Origin of the sequence: Janibacter sp. UYMM211, assembly GCF_040547045.1 — a bacterium.
GTDB lineage: Bacteria > Actinomycetota > Actinomycetes > Actinomycetales > Dermatophilaceae > Marihabitans > Marihabitans melonis.
On the sequence record NZ_JBEPOY010000002.1, the window covers coordinates 743,984 to 764,596 of the forward strand.

23 protein-coding genes and 1 pseudogene are annotated in these 20,613 nt (G+C 74.1%); 13 read left to right on the top strand and 11 right to left on the bottom strand.

What is annotated here, in order from left to right; all coding sequences use genetic code 11:
- Nucleotides 1-4: 4 nt before the first annotated feature.
- From ABIB53_RS08655 to ABIB53_RS08665, 3 genes are read right to left on the bottom strand one after another with little or no spacing between them, the layout of a single operon-like run.
- Nucleotides 5-901 (bottom strand): SDR family NAD(P)-dependent oxidoreductase, encoded by an 897-nt coding sequence (locus tag ABIB53_RS08655; RefSeq protein WP_354587872.1) that lies wholly within the window; start codon nucleotides 899-901, stop codon nucleotides 5-7.
- 49 nt (nucleotides 902-950) lie between these two features.
- Nucleotides 951-1,976: an agmatine deiminase family protein gene (locus ABIB53_RS08660; protein ID WP_354587940.1), complete on the bottom strand. Its 1,026-nt coding sequence runs from the start codon at nucleotides 1,974-1,976 to the stop codon at nucleotides 951-953.
- 17 nt (nucleotides 1,977-1,993) lie between these two features.
- Nucleotides 1,994-3,013, bottom strand: a complete 1,020-nt coding sequence (locus ABIB53_RS08665) for a nitrilase-related carbon-nitrogen hydrolase (RefSeq protein ID WP_354587873.1) — start codon at nucleotides 3,011-3,013, stop codon at nucleotides 1,994-1,996.
- 45 nt (nucleotides 3,014-3,058) lie between these two features.
- On the opposite strand from ABIB53_RS08665, the gene ABIB53_RS08670 reads away from it, so the two are divergent.
- The 3 genes from ABIB53_RS08670 to ABIB53_RS08680 are packed head-to-tail and all read left to right on the top strand — an operon-like array spanning nucleotide 3,059 to nucleotide 4,668.
- The gene (locus ABIB53_RS08670; RefSeq protein WP_285838223.1) at nucleotides 3,059-3,304 is read left to right on the top strand and encodes a DUF3046 domain-containing protein; all 246 of its coding nucleotides are present in this window, start codon (nucleotides 3,059-3,061) and stop codon (nucleotides 3,302-3,304) included.
- 5 nt (nucleotides 3,305-3,309) lie between these two features.
- Nucleotides 3,310-3,903, top strand: coding sequence for an RNA 2',3'-cyclic phosphodiesterase (gene thpR, locus ABIB53_RS08675; protein ID WP_354587874.1), 594 nt, complete (start codon nucleotides 3,310-3,312; stop codon nucleotides 3,901-3,903).
- A 3-nt stretch (nucleotides 3,904-3,906) separates the two neighbouring features.
- Entirely contained in the window at nucleotides 3,907-4,668 is a 762-nt protein-coding gene (locus ABIB53_RS08680; protein ID WP_354587875.1) for a DinB family protein, read from the top strand.
- On the opposite strand, the gene ABIB53_RS08685 is transcribed toward ABIB53_RS08680, so the two are convergent.
- Nucleotides 4,641-5,090 (bottom strand): VOC family protein, encoded by a 450-nt coding sequence (locus ABIB53_RS08685; RefSeq protein ID WP_354587876.1) that lies wholly within the window; start codon nucleotides 5,088-5,090, stop codon nucleotides 4,641-4,643. The genes ABIB53_RS08680 and ABIB53_RS08685 overlap by 28 nt on opposite strands.
- Before the next feature lie 256 nt (nucleotides 5,091-5,346).
- On the opposite strand from ABIB53_RS08685, the gene recA reads away from it, so the two are divergent.
- The 10 genes from recA to ABIB53_RS08735 all read left to right on the top strand — a co-directional run bounded on the left by recA (nucleotide 5,347) and on the right by ABIB53_RS08735 (nucleotide 14,875).
- Nucleotides 5,347-6,414, top strand: coding sequence for a recombinase RecA (recA, locus tag ABIB53_RS08690; protein WP_191563230.1), 1,068 nt, complete (start codon nucleotides 5,347-5,349; stop codon nucleotides 6,412-6,414).
- A 41-nt stretch (nucleotides 6,415-6,455) separates the two neighbouring features.
- Nucleotides 6,456-7,106, top strand: a complete 651-nt coding sequence (locus ABIB53_RS08695) for a regulatory protein RecX (protein WP_354587877.1) — start codon at nucleotides 6,456-6,458, stop codon at nucleotides 7,104-7,106.
- Between the two features lie 103 nt (nucleotides 7,107-7,209).
- Nucleotides 7,210-8,085 (top strand): hypothetical protein, encoded by an 876-nt coding sequence (locus ABIB53_RS08700; protein ID WP_354587878.1) that lies wholly within the window; start codon nucleotides 7,210-7,212, stop codon nucleotides 8,083-8,085.
- On the top strand, nucleotides 8,082-9,614 hold the full coding sequence (locus tag ABIB53_RS08705; protein WP_354587879.1) for an alpha/beta hydrolase family protein: 1,533 nt from the start codon (nucleotides 8,082-8,084) through the stop codon (nucleotides 9,612-9,614). The genes ABIB53_RS08700 and ABIB53_RS08705 overlap by 4 nt, the downstream gene beginning before the upstream one ends.
- A gap of 42 nt (nucleotides 9,615-9,656) precedes the next feature.
- Nucleotides 9,657-10,016, top strand: a complete 360-nt coding sequence (locus tag ABIB53_RS08710) for a hypothetical protein (RefSeq protein ID WP_354587880.1) — start codon at nucleotides 9,657-9,659, stop codon at nucleotides 10,014-10,016.
- A gap of 118 nt (nucleotides 10,017-10,134) precedes the next feature.
- Entirely contained in the window at nucleotides 10,135-11,715 is a 1,581-nt protein-coding gene (locus ABIB53_RS08715; RefSeq protein ID WP_229301014.1) for a circularly permuted type 2 ATP-grasp protein, read from the top strand.
- On the top strand, nucleotides 11,715-12,638 hold the full coding sequence (locus ABIB53_RS08720) for an alpha-E domain-containing protein (protein ID WP_201466315.1): 924 nt from the start codon (nucleotides 11,715-11,717) through the stop codon (nucleotides 12,636-12,638). Before ABIB53_RS08715 ends, ABIB53_RS08720 begins: the two co-directional genes overlap by 1 nt.
- On the top strand, nucleotides 12,635-13,480 hold the full coding sequence (locus tag ABIB53_RS08725; RefSeq protein WP_354587881.1) for a transglutaminase family protein: 846 nt from the start codon (nucleotides 12,635-12,637) through the stop codon (nucleotides 13,478-13,480). Before ABIB53_RS08720 ends, ABIB53_RS08725 begins: the two co-directional genes overlap by 4 nt.
- 10 nt (nucleotides 13,481-13,490) lie before the next feature.
- Nucleotides 13,491-14,069, top strand: a complete 579-nt coding sequence (locus ABIB53_RS08730; RefSeq protein WP_354587882.1) for a DUF2238 domain-containing protein — start codon at nucleotides 13,491-13,493, stop codon at nucleotides 14,067-14,069.
- Complete coding sequence (locus ABIB53_RS08735; protein WP_354587883.1) at nucleotides 14,066-14,875, top strand: glycosyltransferase family 2 protein; 810 nt, start codon at nucleotides 14,066-14,068, stop codon at nucleotides 14,873-14,875. Before ABIB53_RS08730 ends, ABIB53_RS08735 begins: the two co-directional genes overlap by 4 nt.
- On the opposite strand, the gene ABIB53_RS08740 is transcribed toward ABIB53_RS08735, so the two are convergent.
- The 7 genes and pseudogenes from ABIB53_RS08740 to idi all read right to left on the bottom strand — a co-directional run bounded on the left by ABIB53_RS08740 (nucleotide 14,829) and on the right by idi (nucleotide 20,511).
- Complete coding sequence (locus ABIB53_RS08740) at nucleotides 14,829-15,734, bottom strand: prenyltransferase (protein WP_354587884.1); 906 nt, start codon at nucleotides 15,732-15,734, stop codon at nucleotides 14,829-14,831. The genes ABIB53_RS08735 and ABIB53_RS08740 overlap by 47 nt on opposite strands.
- On the bottom strand, nucleotides 15,731-16,060 hold the full coding sequence (locus ABIB53_RS08745) for a lycopene cyclase domain-containing protein (protein ID WP_123090880.1): 330 nt from the start codon (nucleotides 16,058-16,060) through the stop codon (nucleotides 15,731-15,733). The genes ABIB53_RS08740 and ABIB53_RS08745 overlap by 4 nt, the downstream gene beginning before the upstream one ends.
- Complete coding sequence (locus tag ABIB53_RS08750) at nucleotides 16,057-16,383, bottom strand: lycopene cyclase domain-containing protein (RefSeq protein ID WP_123090879.1); 327 nt, start codon at nucleotides 16,381-16,383, stop codon at nucleotides 16,057-16,059. The genes ABIB53_RS08745 and ABIB53_RS08750 overlap by 4 nt, the downstream gene beginning before the upstream one ends.
- Nucleotides 16,384-18,024 (bottom strand): annotated as a pseudogene (gene crtI, locus ABIB53_RS08755) (phytoene desaturase family protein); the annotation flags it as partial.
- Nucleotides 18,003-18,890 carry a phytoene/squalene synthase family protein gene (locus tag ABIB53_RS08760; protein ID WP_354587885.1) on the bottom strand — a complete coding sequence of 296 codons (888 nt, stop codon included), beginning with the start codon at nucleotides 18,888-18,890 and terminating at the stop codon, nucleotides 18,003-18,005. The pseudogene crtI and the gene ABIB53_RS08760, both read right to left, overlap by 22 nt.
- Nucleotides 18,887-19,936, bottom strand: coding sequence for a polyprenyl synthetase family protein (locus ABIB53_RS08765; RefSeq protein ID WP_354587886.1), 1,050 nt, complete (start codon nucleotides 19,934-19,936; stop codon nucleotides 18,887-18,889). The genes ABIB53_RS08760 and ABIB53_RS08765 overlap by 4 nt, the downstream gene beginning before the upstream one ends.
- Nucleotides 19,933-20,511 (bottom strand): isopentenyl-diphosphate Delta-isomerase, encoded by a 579-nt coding sequence (gene idi / locus ABIB53_RS08770; RefSeq protein ID WP_354587887.1) that lies wholly within the window; start codon nucleotides 20,509-20,511, stop codon nucleotides 19,933-19,935. The genes ABIB53_RS08765 and idi overlap by 4 nt, the downstream gene beginning before the upstream one ends.
- Between the last annotated feature and the right edge of the window lie 102 nt (nucleotides 20,512-20,613).

Here is a 20,613-nt window from a genome sequence, read left to right on the forward strand (position 1 = left end):
GGCGTCAGTCTCGCGCCGAGCCAGGGCCCCGGGCCGCGCGAGTCGACGGCTGATCCGTCGTCCACCCGACCCGCTCGGTGCGGGCCAGCTCGATCGCGTCGGCGAGCGTGGCGGGCAGACGCAGCTCGGCGAGGCGCTGCGCGACCGCCCGCCCGGGCACCGCCGGACGCAGCCACGGGGGCGCGACGACGTGCCGGCTGCGCCGGGCGATCCCGCGCTCGAGCGCTCGCAGCGCGGTGGGCAGCGGGGTCACGCCCGTGATCGTCCCCCCACCGGTGAGCAGCCGCGCCGTCTCGGTGGCGAAGCCCCGCTGCGTCATCTCGGTGTCGATCTCGGAGTAGTAGGCGACCCCGACCCTCGCCCCGGTGTGCCGGATCTCCAGACGCAGCGTGTTGCCGATCGCCTCGACGGCGGCCTTGCTCGCGGAGTAGGCACCGATGAGGGGCAGGTGGATCGCGGCGGCGAGCGACGCGGTCGCCAGGGCGTAGCCGCGCTCGTGGCTGATGTGCGGGCCCGCCGCGCGCAGCGTGTAGAAGGTCCCGAGCGCGTTGACGGCGAGGTGGGTCTCCATGACCCCCGGCTGCCCGCCGATGACGGGGAGCTGCCGGGCGATGCCGGCGTTGGCGACGACGACGTCGAGACCGCCCAGATCGGCGACGAGGCCTGCGACCGCGTCGTCAACCTCCGCAGGGTCGGAGACGTCGCACTCGCGCCAGGGGCCGCCGCACCGCCCGGCGACCTCCTCGAGCAGGGCCGGCTCGAGCCCGATCACGGCGACCTGCGCCCCGTGCGCGGCGAGCAGCTCGGCGAGCGCGGCGCCGATGCCCCGGGCCCCGCCCGTGACGAGCACCCGCCGTCCGCGCAGCGACGGGGTGTGCCGGGGGTTCGGTGCGAGGGCCATGCCCGACGCTAACCCCGGGCGCCGACGGCGGGGGCGAAGGGGGACCGCCTCAGCCCGCGGGGACCGCCGGCTGCTGCTGGGTGATGCAGTGGATGCCGCCGCCGCGGGCGTACAGCGGGCGGGCGTCGACGCCGACGACCTCGCGCCCGGGGTAGGCGGCACGCAGCACGGCGAGCGCCTCGTCGTCGCGCTCGTCCTCGAAGGTGCACGCGACGACCCCGCCGTTGCACACGAGGTGGTTGATGTAGCTCCAGTCGACCGGGCCCTCGTCGTCGGTGAGGGTGCGCGGTGCCGGCACGCGGACGACCCGCAATGGGTCCCCCTTCGCGTCCCGGGCGGCCGACAGGACGGCCTCCGCCTCGCGGCTCACCTCGTGGTCGGGGTGATCGTGGTCGTCCTGCCAGTGCACCAGCACCGTCCCCGGCTCGCTGAAGCAGGCGACGATGTCGACGTGCCCGCGGGTGCCGAAGGAGTCGTAGTCGCGGGTGAGGCCCCGGGGCAGCCAGATCGCCGTCGTCGCGCCGATGGTGCGGGCGAGCTCGGCCTCGACGTCCTCACGGGTGAGGCCGGGGTTGCGGCCCGGGTCGAGCTGGACGGTCTCGGTGAGCAGGACCGTGCCCTGGCCGTCGACGTGGATGCCGCCGCCCTCGTTGACGAGGGTCGAGGGCAGGTGCGCGCCGCCGGCGACGTCGGTGACGAGCTCGGCGACGCGCGCGTCGTCCTCCCAGCTCGCCCAGTCCTGACCGCCCCAGCCGTTGAAGACCCAGTCGACGCCGCCGAGGCGCCCGTCGCGCAGGACGAAGCTCGGGCCGATGTCGCGCATCCACGCGTCGTCGAGCGAGGCGACGACGATGTCGATCTCGTGCGGGCTGTCGGTGCCGAGGTGCTCCCGGGCGATGCGCACGTCCGGGCTGGTGACGACGACCGTCACCGGCTCGAAGCGGGCCACCGCGCGGGCCACGGCGGCCCAGGTGGTGCGGGCCTCCTCGGCGTCGGCGGCGGTCTCGCCGAGGGTGTAGCCGGCGCTCGGCCACGCCATCCACGTGCGCTCGTGCGGCTCCCACTCGGCCGGCATGCGCCAGGCGGGCTGGCTCACAGGGAGAGGCCCGTGCTCGTCGTCGGGCCGTCGAGCTCGCGGCGGTGCTCGGGCCGGATCGGCTCGGTGAGGACGCCGTAGGTGTCCGGGCGACGTGTCGCGAGGAAGGGGAAGAGCGCGAGCCAGTCCTCGCGCTGGGCGAGGTCGAGGTCGGCGACGAGCACCGCCTCCTCGTCGCGCGGGGCCTGGACGAGCACCCGGCCGTAGGGGTCGGAGATGAAGCTGCTGCCGTAGAAGTCGTTGACCCCTTCGTCGCCCGTGCGGTTCGGCACGACCATGAAGAGGCCGTTGGCGATGCCGTTGCCGACGATGACCTGCTGCCACAGCGGCTGCGTGTCGAAGTCGGGGTGGTCGGGCTCGGAGCCGATCGCCGTCGGGTAGCACAGGACCTGCGCGCCGCCGAGGGAGTACGCACGGGCGACCTCGGGGAACCACTCGTCCCAGCACGTCGGCAGACCGAGGCGAAGGGGGACCGAGGTCGCGACGTCGTGGACCGGGTACGCGTCGGCCGCCGGGCCCGCCCGGAAGTACTTGTCCTCGTAGTAACCGGCGGTGACGGGGATGTGGGTCTTGCGGGTGCGGGCGACGACCTCGCCGTCGGGGCTGACGACGACGGCGGAGTTGTAGCCCAGCCCGTCCTCGGGGCTGCCCGGGTCCGCGCCGTCCGCGCGGGCGGCGCGCTCGTAGAGCGAGGCGTGGACGAAGACGCCGTGCCGGGCGGCTGCCTCGCGCGCGAGGGTCACCGTCGGGCCGTCGTCGAGCGACTCGGCGCCCGGTCCGGGCGCCTCGGCGGGCAGGACGTCGGCGGGGTAGCGCAGCAGGGTGATCTCGGGCAGGAAGACGATCTCGGCACCGGCCTGCGCGGCCTGGCCGATCGCCTCGTCGAGCACGCGGGCGAGCTCGCCCGCGTCCTCGCGCCAGCGGTGCTGGACGAGGGCGACCCGCAGCGGGGCCTGGGTCGGCTCCTCGACTCGGGCGAGGCTGGTGGGCACGGCGTCGGCAGTGATGAGGCGCACGCGGGCAGTCTAGGGGCGGGGCGTGCCTAGACTTCGCGCGTGCGGATGAGTCAGTTCTGGTCGCTCATGGAGGGCGAGTTCGGTGCCGGGTACGCCCACACCCTCGCCCGCCACCAGGTCCTCGGCAGCCTCGGCGGGCGCAACGCCGTCGACGCCCTCGAGGCCGGTGTCCCGGCCCGCGAGGTGTGGCAGGCGGTCTGCGACGCGATGGACGTCCCGGAGTCGCGCCGGCTCGGCGAGGACGTGACGATGGACGTGCCCCGCCGGGTCATCGACTCCATCGGGGACTGATCGGCGTGGGCCACCGGATGTTCGTCGCGGTGGCCCTGCCCGAGGCGGTGCGCGAGGACCTCGCCGCCTTCCTCGAGCCCCGCGAGGGCATGCCGTGGGTGGACCCCTCGCAGTGGCACCTCACCCTGGCCTTCATGGCGTCCGTGCCCGCGGCCCGTGCGGACGAGCTCGTCGAGCGGCTCGCCCACGCGGCGGGACGGATCGCCCCCTTCGCCCTCTCGCTCGAGGGAGCGGGAGCTTTTCCCCACGCCGGTCGCGCCTCGGTGCTCTGGCTCGGCGTCGACGACGCCGCCCAGGACCCGCTGGCCCGGCTCGCTCGCGGGTGCCGGGCCGCGGCCTCGGTGTCGGGCGCGAGCCCGGACGGGCGGGCCTTCGTGCCGCACCTCACCCTCGCGCGGCTGCGCCGCCCGGTCGAGGCGACGCGGTGGCTGCGGGTCCTCGACGCGTGGCAGGCGGACCCCTTCGTCGTCGACGAGGTCGAGCTCGTCGCCTCCTTCCTCGGCGAAGGGGCGAAGGGGCGGCCCCGTCACGAGGTCGTCGCGACCGTGCCGCTCGGAGCGGACCCGTTGCCGCCGGGAGAGGCGCTGCGCGAGGGTTGACGCATGGCCGAGCGCTTCGTCGACGTGGATCTCAGCGGGGCCCGCTTCGAGCGGGTCGACCTGTCGGGGGCGGTGCTGCGCTCGGTCCTGGTCGACGGCGCCGAGATCGAGGCCCCGTGGCTGCTCGCCGGCGGTGCCGGCCTCGTCGTCAACGGCGTGGACGTGGCTCCCCTCGTCGACGCCGAGCTCGACGCCCGGATGCCCGGCCGGTCGCTGCGGCGTGCGGGCGACCCCGACGGGCTGAGGGCGGCGTGGGCGGCGCTGGAGCGGTCGTGGGAGCGGGTCCTGGAGCGGGTCGCGGCCATGCCGTCCGGCACGGTCGACGTGAGCGTCGACGACGAGTGGTCCTTCGCGCAGACCCTGCGTCATCTCGTCATGGCGACCGACACGTGGCTCGGGCGCGCGGTGCTCCGGCTCGAGCAGCCCTACCACCCCCTCGGCCAGCCGCACGCCGAGTACGAGACCGACGGCTACGACATGTCGGTCTTCACGACGCGGCAGCCGACGTACGAGGAGGTGCTCGAGGCGCGGGCAGGGCGTCAGCGGATGGTCCGTGAGCACCTCGCGACGCTCGTCGCCGACGACCTCGCCCAGGTGCGGGCCAACCCCTGGGCGCCGCAGCACGCGGAGACGACGCTGTCGTGCCTGCGCACGATCCTCGACGAGGAGTGGGAGCACCAGCGCTACGCGGTGCGCGACCTCGACCTGCTCCAGGCCCGGTCGGCGTCGTCGGACACTCAGCCGACGAACATGCAGAAGGGGTGACCGGCCGGGTCGGCGACGACGTAGAGGGGCTCCTCGGGGTCCTGCGAGCGGTCGAGGACGAGCCGGCCGCCGAGGTCGAGGGCCCGCCGCAGGTTGGCCTCGAGGGCAGGGACGTCGGGGACGGTGCAGTCGACGTGGAGCTGCATCGGCACGTCGTCGTCGGGCCAGGTCGTCGCGGTGAGCCGCTCGACCTGGTGGACGGCCAGGGCGCGCCCGCCGTCGGGCTGGTGCAGGACGAGCCAGTCGGCGTCGTCGCGCTCGCCCTCGGCCGGCGGCTCGTCGCCGGGTCGGTAGACGAGGCCGAGGAGACGGCGGTAGAACTCGGCGAGGGCTCGGGCGTCGGTGGTGTCGAGGACGGTCTGGCACAGGCGGGGGAGGGGGACCTCGCCCTCGTCGGGCCTGCTCCCGGGCTGGGTCGTCATCGCGTGTCCTCCTCGTGGCGGCCGTCGGCGGCCCGACACGCCGTCCGGCGCGTCGGTGCACGACCTCGAACACCTGTTCGGCTAGGTTTGTGCACAGCGGTCATCCCGACGGCATCAGTATCCACAGCCTCACGGCGGCTGGGGTCGTTGTCGGTGGTGGTCCCTAGCGTCTGACCCGACAGCACGACGAGACCGACCGTGCGACGGTTCGCCGGTGGGCGCGCCCGACCCGAGCAAGAACAGGCAGGTACCTGGCATGGCTGATGTCACCGCCATCGACACCAAGCTCCACGAGCAGAAGCTGAAGTCCCTCGACTCCGTCATGGGCCAGATCGAGAAGTCGCACGGCAAGGGCGCGATCATGCGCCTGGGCGACGACGTCCGGCCGCCCATCGCCGTCATCCCGACCGGGTCGATCTCCCTCGACATCGCGCTCGGCATCGGCGGGCTGCCCCGCGGCCGGGTGGTCGAGATCTACGGCCCCGAGTCGAGCGGCAAGACGACGGTCGCTCTCCACGCCGTCGCCAGCGCCCAGCGCGCCGGTGGCATCGCGGCCTTCATCGACGCCGAGCACGCCCTCGACCCCGAGTACGCCAAGAAGCTCGGCGTCGACACCGACGCACTCCTCGTCTCCCAGCCCGACACCGGTGAGCAGGCGCTCGAGATCGCCGACATGCTCATCCGCTCCGGTGCTCTCGACATCATCGTCATCGACTCGGTGGCGGCGCTCGTGCCGCGCGCCGAGATCGAGGGCGAGATGGGCGACAGCCACGTCGGTCTCCAGGCCCGTCTCATGAGCCAGGCGCTGCGCAAGATCACCGGTGCGCTCAACACCTCGGGCACGACGGCGATCTTCATCAACCAGCTCCGCGAGAAGATCGGCGTGATGTTCGGCTCCCCGGAGACGACGACCGGTGGCAAGGCGCTGAAGTTCTACGCCTCCGTGCGTCTCGACGTCCGGCGCATCGAGACGCTCAAGGACGGCAGCGAGCCGGTCGGCAACCGCACCCGCGTCAAGGTCGTCAAGAACAAGGTCTCCCCGCCCTTCAAGCAGGCGGAGTTCGACATCCTCTACGGGCAGGGCATCTCCCGCGAGGGCGGTCTCATCGACCAGGGCGTCGACCACGGCTTCGTGCGCAAGGCCGGTGCCTGGTACACGTACGAGGGCGACCAGCTCGGCCAGGGCAAGGAGAACGCCCGCAACTTCTTGAAGGACAACCCGCAGCTCGCCGACGAGATCGAGGTCAAGATCAAGACCAAGCTCGGCATCGGGGTCCCGGTCGAGGAGCCCGAGGGCAGCGTCGACGTCCCGGTCGACTTCTGATCGCACCGGCTGACGCCGACACGCAGAGCTGATCGCCCGCGATGAGCAGCACCGACGAGACCGCCGCGCCCGGCACGCCCCAGGAGCAGACCCTGGAGCGGCTGCGCGCGGCGGTCGCGCGTGCCCAGGCGGGGGAGCCGACCCCGGGCGGGCAGAGCGCGCCGAGTGCGCCGAGCGGGCCCCCGCCGCCCGAGGCGCCCGACGACGACGCCGACCCCCGGGCGGTGGCCCGGGCCGTCGTGCTGCGGGCGCTCACCGGGTCGCCGAAGTCGCGCGCCGAGCTCGAGCGCACGCTGCGGCGCAAGGGCTGCCCCGACGACGTCGCCGCCGAGGTGCTCGACCGCATGGAGCACGTGGGCCTCGTCGACGACGAGGCGTACGCGCAGATGTTCGTGCGCTCCAAGCGCACCGGTCGGGGCCTGGCCCGGCGGGCGCTGCAGCACGAGCTGCGGGCGAAAGGGGTCGACGACGAGACGGCGAGCGGGGTGCTCGCCCAGATCGACGTCGACGACGAGCGCGACGTCGCGCGTGAGCTCGTCGCGAAGAAGCTGCGCTCGATGCACGGCCTCGAGCGGGTCGTGCAGACCCGCCGCCTCGCGGGGATGCTCGCCCGGAAGGGCTACTCCTCGGAGATCTCCCGTCAGGTGATCGCCGAGTCCCTCGACGCGCTGCCCGAGCACCAGCGCGACTGACTGACCCGCGCACCCTGTCGCACCCCGGCATGGGGAGCGCTCCCCATTCCCCACCGCGAGGGGCCCGCCCTAGCGTCGCTGGCACACCGGCGAGGGAGCGGGCATGGGCACGAGCGGTCACGAGCACGACCACGACGAGCACGAGCACCAGGGCGGGGGCAGGACCCGCTCGATGACCATCCGGCGGGTCAGCCTGCCGGCCTTCGAGACCGCCCTCGCGGCGGCCACCGGTGAGGACGTGCCGGCGCCGGAGGGAGCCTGGGCAGAGCTGGAGCGCGCCGAGATCGCGAGCGGTGGGACGCTGCTCCCGTCGTGGGCTCGTGCCCTCGCGGCAGCCCCGGGAGCGCCGGTGCAGGTGCGCGTCGTCGCCCGCCAGGACCTCGTCTCCTTCGAGAGCGACATCGCCCTGCTGCCCGGCATCGCGCTCGTGCGCACGCAGCGGGTCCGCCTGCGCGCCACGGCCGAGGGCTACGAGGCGGTGGGGCGAGAGGGCGCCGTCGAGCTCGTCGCGGTCCAGCCCGAGCAGCTGTGGGCGGCCGTGCGCAGGGTGCTGCCGCCCCACGAGGCGCTGCGGGCAGCCGCTCATGTGACCCCGCTGAGCCGCGAGCGCCATCTCGCGCCGCCGCGCGGTGTCGCCGAGGACCTGAGTCGACGCGTCGAGGCCGACCCGCTCGGGCGCACCCCCGGCGCCGTCCTCGAGTCCGCCGTCGACGACCCCGAGCTGTCGGCGGTGCTCGCCGGCGGCGAGGCCCAGGTCGCCCTGACCGTCCTGGCGCGCACCGGCGCGGACGTCGTCGTGCCGGTGGGCAGCGGCCACTGGGTGCTCGCTGACGAGCACCTGTGCGCCGTGCGCACGGCGTCCGGGACGCTCGACGTCGTCGGGGTCGAGCCGGGTGACGTCGCCGCCCAGCTGCGCTACCTCGTCACCGGCGCCCACGCTCTCGTCGACGAGGCGATCACCGGGCAGGTCGGGGCATGAGCGTCACCGAGGGCCTCGACCCCGCGCTCGTGCGCGAGGTGGCCGCGCACCTCGCCGACCAGGCGGGCCGTGCCGACGACGTCGGCACGAGTGGCACCGCGATGCTGCGCGTCCTCGACGGGTGCTGGGCCGGGGGCGACGTCGAGGACTTCGCCCGGGGGTGGCAGCAGGCTGCGCCGTCGATCTCGGCGGCGGCTCACGCGCTGCGCTCGGCCGCTGACGACCTCGAGCGCCAGGTCGCCGACCAGGAGGGCACGAGCGGCGGTCGCGCCCCGTCGGTGCCGGTGGCCCACGAGCCGCCCGCCCGGCCCTGGTGGCAGGACGCGTGGGAGGGCGCGGGCGACCTCGCCGACGACCTCCTCGGCGCGGGCGAGGAGGTGCTCGACACCGTCGCCGACGGCGCGGGATGGCTCGGGGACCGTGCCGAGGACGGGCTGGACTGGCTCGGTGACCCCGGCGAGGACACCGGGCGCTGGCTGGGCGACCGCGCGAGCGATCTCGTCGTCGGGCTGTCCCGGTACGGGGAGAGCGTCGCTCACACCTTCGTCCGCCTCACCGAGTCAGCCGGCCACCACCTCGACCTCTTCACCGACGTCTTCACGCAGGGTCGGTGGCCCCGTCTCAGCGAGGTCGTCGCGAGCACCCTGCTCCTCGGCGGGAGCGTCGCCAACCTCGCCGGGGCGCTGCTCACCGGGCAGGACCTCGACCTCCTCGACGACGGCACGGGCACCATCACCGGCTCCACCGAGCTGTCGACCTCGGGCTCGGTCGACGGGCACCCCGCGCTGCGCCGGCCGACCTCGCTCGCCGAGATCATGCTCGGCACGACGGACGCGTACGCGGTCGACGGCTCGATCCGCGTCACCCAGGTGACGCAGCCGGACGGCAGCACCGCCTACGTCGTCGCCACGCCGGGCACCCAGTCCTGGGGGCCGACGACGGGGAGCAACACCTTCGACCTCACCGGCAACCTCGTCGCGATGTCCGGGCAGCAGTCGGCGGCGATGCAGGCGGTGCAGGAAGCGATGGCGCAGGCCCAGATCCCGCCGGACGCGCCGGTCATGCTCGTCGGCCACTCCCAGGGCGGCATCATCACGACCGCCCTGCTCGAGGACCCCGCCTTCACGTCGCGGTACGACATCACCCACTCGTTGACCTACGGCGCACCCGTCGACACCTTCGACACCGATCCCTCCGTCCTGCGCCTGGACCTCCAGCACGCCTCCGACGCGGTGCCGCGTCTCGACCTCGGCGACTCGCTCTCCAACCCCCTGGTGCCGCTCGTGCCGCTGCCGAACCTCGACCAGCTGGCCCACGGGAACGGGCCGGGCGCGACCACGGTCACCCTGCCCGACCCCTCCGGCCTCCTCGACCTCGCCGGCAACCACTCGCACGCCGCCTACGCCGACTCGGTCGCCGCGTCGCAGGACCCGGCAGTCTCGGCCTACGAGGCGAGCCTGGCGGCCTTCCTCGCCGAGGACGGCGCGGCGGTCACGGGCACGGACTACGAGGTCGGCCGGGAGGACTGAGCGGGCCCGCTGGCATGCTGGCCCGACGAAGGGAGGGCCACCATGGGCCTGCTGAGCCGGCTGCTGCGTCGTGACGACCTCGACGTCGAGCAGCTCACCGCTGCGGTCGCCGCCGTCGACGGCGTGCGCGGGGTCGAGCTCGCCGTGCGCGAGACCGGCGGTGCGGGCCGGGTCCTCGAGGGCGTGGTCGTCGTGCCGCAGACCGGGGGAGCGGCGGTCCTGCGGGCCGCGCTCGAGACCCTCTCGGACGCCCTCGGCCCGGACCCCCTTCGCCTCACGCTCTACGTCGAGGGGCAGGTCGAGGGCGGCGGGAGCCGTCTGACCTCGGCAGACGCCGGTCTGCCGCTCAACCCCACCTCGGTGCAGCTGTGGCGGCACCGAGGATCGGGTGGTCGAGGGTGAGGCCTGCGACCCCCTGCTGTGCGAGGGTGACCCCGTGACCCAGGTGCAGCGACAGTCCCAGGGCCCCGCCGCTCGTTCGCTCTTCGCCGACTACGCGGCCGGCCCGGCGTGGGACGAGATGTTCGCGGCTGGCGCGCAGGAGCCGCGGCAGCCGTACAAGCCGATCCATCACACCCTGCGCTCGATGGAGCCCGAGAGCCTCAAGGAGCGGGCCGACGCGCTCGCCCGGATGTTCCTCGACCAGGGCGTGACCTTCGACCACGCCGGCGAGGAGCGCCCCTTCCCTCTCGACGCCGTGCCCCGCGTCATCGACGCCGAGAGCTGGCAGAGCGTCGAGAGCGGGGTCGCGCAGCGCGTCCAGGCGCTCGAGGCCTTCCTCGACGACATCTACTCGCGGCAGGGCTCGATGCCGCGTGCCGTCGAGGACGGGATCATCCCGTGGGGGCTCATCGCGACGTCGAGCCACTTCCACCGCGCCGTCGCCGGGCTGCGTCCCGCGAACGGCGTGCGGGCCCACGTGAGCGGCATCGACCTCATCCGTGACGAGCAGGGCGACTTCCGCGTGCTCGAGGACAACGTCCGGGTGCCCTCCGGTGTCTCCTACGTCATCGCCAACCGCCGCGCGATGGCCAACGTCTTCCCCGAGGCCTTCGCGACGATGCGCATCCGGCCCGTCCACGACTACCCGCGCCTGCTCCTCCACGCGCTGCGCGCCGCGGCGCCCGAGGGGCGCAGCAACCCCACGGTCGTCGTGCTCACCCCGGGCGTCTACAACAGCGCCTACTTCGAGCACACCCTGCTCGCCCGGATGATGGGCGTCGAGCTCGTCGAGGGGCGCGACCTCGTCGTGCGCGACGGCGAGGTGCGGATGCGCACCACCCAGGGCGAGGAGCGCGTCGACGTCATCTACCGGCGCATCGACGACGACTTCCTCGACCCGGTGCACTTCCGCCGCGACTCGATGCTCGGCGTCACCGGGCTCGTCTCGGCGCTGCGAGCCGGGCGCGTCACCCTCGCCAACGCCATCGGCAACGGCGTCGCCGACGACAAGCTCGTCTACTCCTACGTGCCCGACCTCATCCGCTACTACCTCGACGAGGACCCGATCCTGCGCAGCGTCGACACCTACCGGTGCAACGAGCCCGAGGCACTCGCCGAGGTGCTCGAGCGGCTCGACGAGATGGTCGTCAAGCCGGTCGACGGCTCCGGCGGCAAGGGCCTGGTCATCGGCCCGAAGGCGACCGGCGAGGAGCTCGACCAGCTGCGCGCCAACCTGCGGCGCGACCCGCGCGGGTGGATCGCCCAGCCGGTCGTCCAGCTCTCGACCGTGCCGACCCTCATCGACGGCCAGCTCCGCCCGCGCCACGTCGACCTGCGCCCCTTCGCGGTCAACGACGGCGACCAGGTGACGGTGCTGCCCGGCGGGCTGACGCGCGTCGCGCTGCCCGAGGGCCAGCTCGTGGTCAACTCCAGCCAGGGCGGCGGCAGCAAGGACACGTGGGTGCTCGCGGGCCGGTACGCCAAGGTGCCGACGACCGACGACGCGGAGGTCATCCTCCTCGGCGCCAACCGGCCGATGACGACGGACGCAGACGCGCCCCCGGCCGACCCGCTGCCGGGCGAGCCCGACCTCGGGCAGGACGCACCCCCCTTCGCCGTCCCCGACGAGGTCACCGTCGTCGAGCGGGAGGAGCGCTGATGCTCAGCCGGATCGCGGACTCGCTCTTCTGGATCGGCCGGTACATCGAGCGGGCCGACGGCACCGCCCGGATGGTCGACGTCCTGCGCCTGTCCCTCGTCGAGGACCCGGGCCAGGACGAGAGCTACACCTCCTCGATGCTCCTCGGCGGCATCATGGGCTACGACGACGTGGCCCATGACGTCGACTACTCCGACGTCGCCGCGCGTCTCGTCTTCGACGCGAGCAACCCCAGCGCCGTCTCCGGGTCCTGGCTCGCCGCCCGGGAGAACGCCCGGCGTGCCCGCGAGACCCTCTCGACCGAGCTGTGGGAGGTCATCAACACCTCGTGGCGCCGGTGGAACGGCCTCGGGGCGAGCACCGCCACCCAGCAGCACCTCAGCTGGGTCACCGAGCGTGCCGCCCTCGTCGCCGGCATCGCCGACTCGACGATGAGCCACGACGAGGCCTGGGAGTTCCTCAGCCTGGGCCGCTCGCTCGAGCGGGCCGACATGACGGCGCGCATCGTCGCGACCGGGGCGCTCCAGGGCGGCCCGAGCTGGGGTGTCGTGCTCGCGAGCTGCGGTGCCCAGCAGGCGATGCTGCGCACGATGCGAGGGATGATCACCGACCGCACGGCCGCGGCCTTCCTCACCCTCGACCGGCGCTTCCCGCGCTCCGTCCTCGCCGCGCTGCGCGACGCGGAGGACCGGCTCACGGTGCTCGCGCCCGACATCGACCGCGTCGGCTTCTCCGACGAAGCCCGTCGCATCCTCGGGCAGACCCGTACCCAGCTCGAGTACGCGAACCCCGACGACGTGCTCGAGGACCTGCCGACGATGATGGGCATGGTGCAGCGCTCGGTGACCCGGGCGTCGGACGAGATCGGGGCCCGCTACTTCCGCTCGGGCCCGGTCCAGGAGTGGACGGGGGAGATCCTGTGAGCAGCCGCCGGCACCGCGTCACGCACCGCTCGACGATGCGCTACCAGGGCGAGGTCGTCGCCTCGCACAACGAGCTGCGGATGACCCCGCTGACCGACGCCGGTCAGACCACCCTCGAGGCGCGCATCCGGATCCGCCCCCACTCGTGGAGCAACGTCTACACCGACCACTGGGGCACCTCCGTCATGGCCGTCGAGTCCCAGGGCGCCCACGAGGTGCTCGAGATCGAGGCCATCTCGACCGTCGAGCGCACCGAGGTGGTCGCCGAGGCGTCCGCCAGCGGATGGGACTCGCTCGCCGAGCCCGGCATCTGCGACCGGCTCAGCGAGCTGCTCGCGCCCACCCCGCGCACGCAGGCCTCGCCCGACCTCGCCGAGATCGCCCGGGCCGCGCGCGACGAGCCCACGCCGCGGGCCGCGGCCCAGGCCATCTCCGCGAAGGTCCACGAGCGCATGCGCTACTCCGAGGGCGCGACCCAGGTGAGCAGCACCGCCGAGGACGCGTGGAGCACCGGCCAGGGCGTGTGCCAGGACTTCGCGCACGTGACCCTCGCGGCGCTGCGCTCGATCGGCGTGCCCGCGCGCTACGTGTCGGGCTACGTGGCCCGGCAGCCCGACCTGCAGCGCGGCCAGTCCTGCCCAGGGGACTCGCACGCGTGGATCGAGATCTGGGACGGAGCCTGGTTGCCCTATGACCCGACCCACCTCGCCCCGGTCGGGCTCGACCACGTCGTCGTCGGGCGAGGCCGCGACTACGACGACGTCGCCCCCTTCCGCGGGATGTACGCCGGGCCCGAGCTCGCCGACCTCGACGTCGAGATCACCTTCACCCGGGTCAGCTGAGAGGGCGGGGGTGCCCGTCACCGCGCCGAGCGGCGAGAGCCTGCGGGACCAGCTGCGTCCCGTCCCGGTCGACGCGCTGCGTCTCGCAGCGGCCGTGAGCCTCGTGCCCGGCACGCTGGGCTGGGGCTTCATCGGCTTCGCGCTCTTCATGCTCGTCCTCGGCGGCTCGATGGTGCCGCGGGCGCTGCGCACGCCCGCGCCGCTCGACCTCGCGTACTGCGCGACGATCCTCGTCGGCGCGTGGGCCGCGATGCTCGACTGGTACGTCGCCGTGAGCTGGCTCGACCTCGTCGTGCACGCGGCGATGACCGGCCTCGTGGGCGCCGTCGGCTACGCGGCCCTCGACCGCGTCGGGGTCTTCGGGCGCGACGTGCCGCGCGCCGGGGTCGTCGTCGTGAGCACGACGATCGCGACCACCCTGGCCCTGCTGTGGGAGATGGGCGAGTGGTTCGGCCACACCTACCTCGACGACCGCATCCAGGTCGGCTACGACGACACGATCGGCGATCTCGCCGCGGGTGTCGTCGGGGCCGCCGTCGCCGCCGTCCTGCTCGCGCTGAGCATGCCCGGCCGACGGGACCGCTCGTGAGCGCCCGGGCACCGCTCGCCCCGGTGCTGCCCTCGGTCTCCGTCGTCATCCCCTCGCGTGACGACGCCGAGGCCCTGCGCACCTGCCTCGACCTCCTCGCCCGCCAGAGCGTGGCCCCCTTCGAGGTCGTCGTCGTCGACAACGGGTCGAGCGACGGCACCGCCGAGCTGGCCCGCAGCCTCGGTGCGGTCGTCGTCGACGAGCCGCGCGTGGGCATCCCGTCCGCCGCGGCGGCGGGCTACGACGCGGCGCAGGGCGACGTCATCGCCCGCCTCGACGCGGACTCCCGGCCCGGGCGCCGATGGGTCGAGCGCGTGGCCCGCTCGATGCGCGACCCGCGACGCGACGCGGTGACCGGTGTCGGCACCTTCTACGACCTGCCACGCCCCGTCGGGGGTGCCGTCGCCGCCCTCTACCTCGCCGCGTACTACGTGCTCAGCCATCTCGCCCTCGGCCACACGGTCCTGTGGGGGTCGAGCATGGCGGTGCGCCGGCGTACGTGGCTCGCGGTGCGCGACGACGTGCACCGCGACGACCCCGAGCTGCACGACGACATGGATCTGGCCTTCGTCCTCGGACCGACGCGTCGGGTGCGGCTCGCGCCGAGCCTGCACGTCGGGGTGTCGGCCCGCTCGCTGCGGGGCGCCTCGCAGATGCGTCGGCGCTTCGAGCGCGCCTTCCGCACCCTCGAGGTCAACTGGCGGGTGCACCCGCCGTGGCTGCGCTGGCGCGACCGGGTCGAGCGCGCGCAGAGCGAGGTCAGCGACCGGGCAGGCCGATCGTCACGACGATCATCAGCTGGGTGACGAGGAAGCCCGTGAGGTAGTTGAGCCACAGGAAGCGTCGCCAGCCCGCATGGGCCCGCTCGCACTGCGCGTCGGTGAGGCGCAGGTACGGCACGACGTTGGCGACGTAGGGCAGGACGAGCGCGGCCGCGAGCGTGCTCGGCCAGGGCAGGACGAGCAGGAGCAGCCCGCCGAGCACGTACGCCAGCAGGGCGAAGCACGTCGTCACCCGGGCACCGAGCACGGTGCCGACCGAGGAGATGCCACCGGCCCGGTCGGCCTCGATGTCCTGGACCGCGCCGAAGGCGTGCGACCCGACGCCCCAGGCGAAGAAGCCGCCGAGCGCGGCAAGGGTCACCGGGTCGAAGGCCCCTCCGGCGAGCGCGATGCCGAGGACCGCAGGGCTGACGAAGTGGGTGCTCGAGGTGAGGGAGTCGACGAAGGGCCGCTCCTTGAAGCGCAGCCGGGGCGCCGAGTACGCGACGACCGCGAAGACGCTCACGGCGAGCACGAGGGTCGAGCGCGGGTCGCCCAGGAGCACGAGGGCGAGGACGAAGGGGATGTTGGTCACGGCGACGGCCCACAGGGTGGTCCGGTGCAACGACCGGTCGAGGACGACCCCTTCGACACCTCCCTTGCGCGGGTTGCGGATGTCGGACTCGTAGTCGAAGACGTCGTTGACGCCGTACATCAGCAGGTTGTACGGCACGAGGCACCACAGGGTGCCGACGACCCACACGAGGTCGACCCGGCCGCCGGCGAGCAGGTACGCGGCGGCGAAGGGGTAGGCGGTGTTGACCCAGGACAGCGGCCGCGAGGACGCGAGGACGTGGGCGAAGGGGGAGACCGGCGCCGCCCGCTCGCCGGGCGCGGTGGTCATCGGCGGGCTCCCCGGGTGGCCCGCGGGTCGTCGGGCGAGAGCAGCAGGGCGAGGGCGGGCAGGGCCGTCGCGGCGGCGACCGGCCAGGCGAAGTCCTCCAGCGGGGCCAGGCCGACGTGGATGCCGGAGAGCTGGGACTCGTCGAAGCGGAAGAGGTCGACGGCGATCATCACGTTGTCGAAGACGGCGGTGAGCACGACGAGGGCCAGGGCCGTCGCGGCCGTCGCGAGCCACCAGCGCCGGTCGGGCCGGCGCAGGACGGTCGCGGCGACGAGGACGAGCACCGAGGCGGCGAGGAAGCAGGCGGCCAGGCCGGCGTACGTCATGAGGTCGCCTCGCCACCGGCGAGCAGGCGCGAGAAGAGTCCGTGGAGCACGCAGGTGATGTAGCTGAGGAAGACGATGAAGAAGATCTCCTCGACGGGCAGCTCGGGCAGCAGCTCGGCACCGGTCATCGCCGGGGACTCGCCGCGCACGTACATGCCCGACTCGATCGCCACGAGGTCCCACACGAGGAAGAGCAGGGTGCCGGCGGCGACGACGCCGAGGGTGCGCCGGGGCCGGTCGAAGAGGGCGAGGCGCCAGCGGTGGTCGACGAGACCCATGCAGAGCGTCGAGACGACGACGAAGCCGAGGTACAGCAGACCCACTCAGCCCACCTCGACGTCGGTGGCGGCCGCGGTGGCGCTGGGCCCGCTCGAGGAGTCGCCGCGCAGCCGCTTGAGCACGAGCTCGGCGCTGATGAGGCACATCGGCAGCCCGATGCCCGGGCGGGTGGAGTAGCCGGCGTAGTAGAGGCCGTCGACCTTCTTCGAGACGTTGTCGGCGCGGAAGAAGGCGCTCTGCCGCAGGACGTGACCGGGCCCGAGCATGCTGCCCGAGTACGAGGCGAGGTCCTGCGCGAAGTCCTGCGGGCCGACGGTGCGGCGCACCTCGACCCGGTCGGCGAGGTCCGGCACCCCCGCCCACGAGGAGATCTGCTCGATCGCCGCGTCCACCGCCCGCTCGACGCGCGGGTCGCCGGCGCCGTCCGTGCCGCCCCGGCCGATCGTCGGGTCGGCCGGGACCGGCACGAGGACGAAGAGGTTCTCCTTGCCGGCGGGGGCGACGGTGGTGTCGCTCGCCGACGGACGGCACACGTAGATCGACGCGGGGTCGGGGACCTGGGGGTCGGGGCCGAGGATGTCGTCGAAGTTGCGGCGCCAGTCGGTGGTGAAGAAGAGCGAGTGGTGCGCGAGCTGCGGCAGCTCGCCGTCGACGCCGAGCATCGCGAGCACCCCGCCGGGCCCGGGGTCGACCCGCTCCCACCACGACTGCGGGTAGGTCTGCAGGTGCTCGGGGAGGAGCTCGGTCTCCACGTGGTGCAGGTCGGCCGCGCCGACGACGACGTCGCACGTGATCTCCGCGGTCGTGCCGTCGGCCTCGTCGACACCCACCCCGGTGACCCGGGGGCTGCGTCCGGAGGTGGTGCGGATGCCCGTGGCCGTCGTGCTCGTGCGGATCCGCACCCCGTGACGCTCGGCTGCTCGCACGAGCGCGTCGACGAGCGTCGTGAAGCCGCCCTGCGGGTAGAGCACGCCCTCGGCGAGGTCCATCCAGCTCATGAGGTGGTACATGCTCGGAGCCCGGTCGGGGGAGGTGCCGAGGAAGACGGCGGGGTAGCCGAGCACCTGGCGCAGCCGGGGGTCCTCGAAGCGCGCGGCGACGTGCGACTCCAGCGAGCGGGTGAGCAGACCCGACAGCCGAGGCCCGTTGCGCAGCACGTCGGTGTTGAGCAGCGAGGTGCCCGAGTCGAAGCTCGTGTAGAGGAATCGGTCGACGGCCAGCTCGTAGACGTGCTCCGCCGAGTCGAGGTAGTCCGACAGGGCCGCGCCCGCTCCCGGCTCGAGGGACTCGAAGAGCGCCTCGTTGGCCGCGCGGGTCGCCTGGACGTCGAGCGGCCCGTCGTGGTCCTCGAAGAAGACGCGGTAGCCGGGGTCGAGACGCACGAGGTCGAGCTCGTCGTGCACGTCCGTCCCGAGCATGTCGAAGAAGTGCTCGAAGACCTGGGGCATGAGGTACCACGACGGCCCGGTGTCGAAGCGGTAGCCGTCGTGCTCCCACAGGCCGGCCCGGCCGCCCGGTCGCTCGCCGCGCTCGACGAGCTCGACCTGCCAGCCGTCGGCGGCGAGCAGCGCCGCGGTCGCCAGACCGCTCACGCCACCCCCGATGACGCAGACGGTGCCGGGCTCTCGGGGGGCGCTCGCGCGGCCGGTCCACGGCAGGGGCCTCATCGTTCGCCCCGCACGAGGGTGTCGAGCACGAGGGCGGCCTTGCGCGGCCCGGGCACGCGGACGCGCTCCTGTCGCAGCTGCTCCGCCGGGGTCTGGCGCAGCCGGGCGGAGAGCTCGGCGAAGAGCCGGTGGGCCACCCTCACCGCCCGTCGGCTGCTCGGGGGCAGCCGGTCGACGGCGAGCGCCGCGACCGCGAGGTCGGCGTCGACGTCGTCGAGGAGCCGGTCGCGCTGGGCGTCGTCGAGGCCGCGGGGGTCGACCCCGGGGAAGTACCCGCGGCCCAGGTCGTCGCTGTCGGCGGCGATGTCGCGCAAGAAGTTCACCTTCTGGAAGGCGGCGCCGAGGCGCCGGGCCCCGGGGGCCAGCTGCTCGTAGGACTGCTCGGGCGACGGCTCGTCGGCGACGAAGGCGCGCAGGCACATGAGCCCGACGACCTCGGCCGACCCGTGCACGTAGGTCGCGAAGCTCTCGGGGTCGTGGGTCGTGCGGGTGAGGTCGGTGCGCATCGAGGCGAAGAAGGGCTCGACGAGGTCCATCCCGATCCCGCACCCCCGGGCGGTGCGGGCGAAGGCGTGGACGACGAGGTCCGAGCTCAGCCCTCGCTGCAGCGCGTGCCGGACCTCCTGCTCGAGGTGGTCGAGCACGACCCGCTGCTCCTGCGCGCCGACGCCAGGCCGCGGTGCGTCGACGACCTCGTCGGCGACCCGCACGAGCGCGTAGATGCTGCGGACCTGGGCGCGCACCGGCTCCTCGAGCAGCCGGCTGGCCAGCCCGAAGGAGCTCGAGTACCGCTCGATGACGAGCTCTGCGGCCGCCTGGGCGGTCGCGTCGTAGCGCACGTGGGCCGGGCCCTCGTCGAGACGACGTCGGCGGGACGCGATCACGCGGCGCCCTGCTCGAGGGCACCGGAGAGCTCGCCGACCCAGGTGACGAGAGCCGGCGGCAGGGCGAGGTCGGCGGCCAGGCCGGTCGCGGAGCGCAGGCGCTGCGTCGCGAGCTCGCTGACGAAGGAGCGAGACCCCGCGGCGGTGAGCGCGGCGCGCACCCGCTCCACGCCCTGCTCGTCGAGCTCGGGGTCGCCGAGGTGCCGCTCGATGACCGGCCACGCCGAGGTCGTGCGGGCGTGGACGACGAGCGGCGTGCGCTTGCCCTCACGCAGGTCGCCGGCGACGACGTCCTTGCCGGTCTGGGCCGGTGCGCCGAAGACGCCCATGAGGTCGTCGAGCAGCTGGAAGGCCAGGCCGAGGTCGCGTCCGATGCGCCCGAGCCCGTCGACGACGGCTCCCGAGGCCCCGGCGAGCACCGCGCCGCACTGCATCGGCAGGCTGAAGGAGTAGACGGCCGTCTTCTGCTCGGCGACGGTCAGCGCCTCCTGCAGGGTCGGCTCCTGCGCCCCGAGCGAGAGCCGTACGTCCGCGAGCTCGCCGGCTGCGGAGACGGCCAGGGCGTGGTCGAAGAGGTCGAGCATGTGGTGCACCCGGTCGCGCTCGACGGGCGCCGTGGCGACGGCGCGCAGGGCCGCGCCGAGGGCGAGGTCGCCGGTGAGGATCGCGCCGGCGGTGGCGTACGAGTGCGCCGAGGCCGGCGGTGCGCCACCCTCGAGCGCGTCGGCCCGGAAGCGCCCGGGCGCGCTCGGGGCGCCCCGTCGCAGGTCGTCGCCGTCGATGACGTCGTCGTGGACGACGAAGGCGGTGTGCAGCAGCTCGACGGCGTCGGCGACCTGCCCGACGGCCGGCCCGGCGTCGCCGCCGAGCAGGTCGTGCACCGAGTGGACGAGGCGGGGACGGAAGCGCTTGCCGCCGCTCGCGGCCGAGGCGAGGGCGTCCTGGAGGACCTCGGCGTCACCGAGGTCGACCGCCGGGCCGCGAGGGTCCGGCCCGGTGAGGTGCGCGGCGTAGGTCGTGGGGCCCGGGTCGGTGCCCGCGCTCATGCGGGGTCACCCACGGCGTCGAGGGCGCTGGCGCCGACGGGCAGCTGCTCGAGCTGCATGACGAGCCACGGGCTGAGCGCCCACGGGGCGACCTCGGCCGTCGTGCGCAGCTCGCGCGGGGTGACCCAGCGCGCCTCGACGGCCTCGCCGGGGTTGAGCTGCGGGGCGGCCGTCGCGCGGGCGAGCCACACCGGGCACACCTCGTGCTCGACGACGCCCGAGGCGTCGACGGCGCGGTAGCGGAAGTCGGGGAGCATCGGCTCGAGGTGGTCCAGGACGAGGCCGAGCTCGTGCTCGGCGTACCGGTGCACCGCGTCGACCGGGTCCTCGCCGGGTCGGGGGTGGCCGCAGAAGGCGTTGGTCCACACCCCGGGCCAGGCCCGCTTGCCCAGGGCGCGGCGGGTGAGGAGCAGGCGTCCGGCGCCGTCGGTGACGTGGCAGGAGAAGGCGAGGTGGAGCGGGGTGTCGGTCGTGTGCACCTCCGCCCGGGGGGCGGTGCCGGTGGGCACGCCGTCGTCGTCGAGCAGGACGACGAGGTCTGCTGCGTCGCGGTCCTGCGGGGCCGTGGCGTCCATCGGTCGCCCTCTCGTCGGCACGCGTCCGCGCACCGGGTCAGGGCCCCGCGAGAGCGGGGCCGGTCGGTCACGGCCCTGTGCCGGGTCCGCACCCTCGCCGGG

Bases quoted from the DNA above. Each gene is read 5' to 3' on its own strand.
- ABIB53_RS08655 (WP_354587872.1), bottom strand. From the start codon at position 901: ATGGCCCTCGCACCGAACCCCCGGCACACCCCGTCGCTGCGCGGACGG.
- ABIB53_RS08660 (WP_354587940.1), bottom strand. From the start codon at position 1,976: ATGCCGGCCGAGTGGGAGCCGCACGAGCGCACGTGGATGGCGTGGCCG.
- ABIB53_RS08670 (WP_285838223.1), top strand. From the start codon at position 3,059: ATGAGTCAGTTCTGGTCGCTCATGGAGGGCGAGTTCGGTGCCGGGTAC.
- ABIB53_RS08680 (WP_354587875.1), top strand. From the start codon at position 3,907: ATGGCCGAGCGCTTCGTCGACGTGGATCTCAGCGGGGCCCGCTTCGAG.
- ABIB53_RS08685 (WP_354587876.1), bottom strand. From the start codon at position 5,090: ATGACGACCCAGCCCGGGAGCAGGCCCGACGAGGGCGAGGTCCCCCTC.
- recA (WP_191563230.1), top strand. From the start codon at position 5,347: ATGGCTGATGTCACCGCCATCGACACCAAGCTCCACGAGCAGAAGCTG.
- ABIB53_RS08695 (WP_354587877.1), top strand. From the start codon at position 6,456: ATGAGCAGCACCGACGAGACCGCCGCGCCCGGCACGCCCCAGGAGCAG.
- ABIB53_RS08700 (WP_354587878.1), top strand. From the start codon at position 7,210: ATGGGCACGAGCGGTCACGAGCACGACCACGACGAGCACGAGCACCAG.
- ABIB53_RS08705 (WP_354587879.1), top strand. From the start codon at position 8,082: ATGAGCGTCACCGAGGGCCTCGACCCCGCGCTCGTGCGCGAGGTGGCC.
- ABIB53_RS08710 (WP_354587880.1), top strand. From the start codon at position 9,657: ATGGGCCTGCTGAGCCGGCTGCTGCGTCGTGACGACCTCGACGTCGAG.
- ABIB53_RS08715 (WP_229301014.1), top strand. From the start codon at position 10,135: ATGTTCGCGGCTGGCGCGCAGGAGCCGCGGCAGCCGTACAAGCCGATC.
- ABIB53_RS08720 (WP_201466315.1), top strand. From the start codon at position 11,715: ATGCTCAGCCGGATCGCGGACTCGCTCTTCTGGATCGGCCGGTACATC.
- ABIB53_RS08740 (WP_354587884.1), bottom strand. From the start codon at position 15,734: ATGACCACCGCGCCCGGCGAGCGGGCGGCGCCGGTCTCCCCCTTCGCC.
- ABIB53_RS08745 (WP_123090880.1), bottom strand. From the start codon at position 16,060: ATGACGTACGCCGGCCTGGCCGCCTGCTTCCTCGCCGCCTCGGTGCTC.
- ABIB53_RS08765 (WP_354587886.1), bottom strand. From the start codon at position 19,936: ATGAGCGCGGGCACCGACCCGGGCCCCACGACCTACGCCGCGCACCTC.
- idi (WP_354587887.1), bottom strand. From the start codon at position 20,511: ATGGACGCCACGGCCCCGCAGGACCGCGACGCAGCAGACCTCGTCGTC.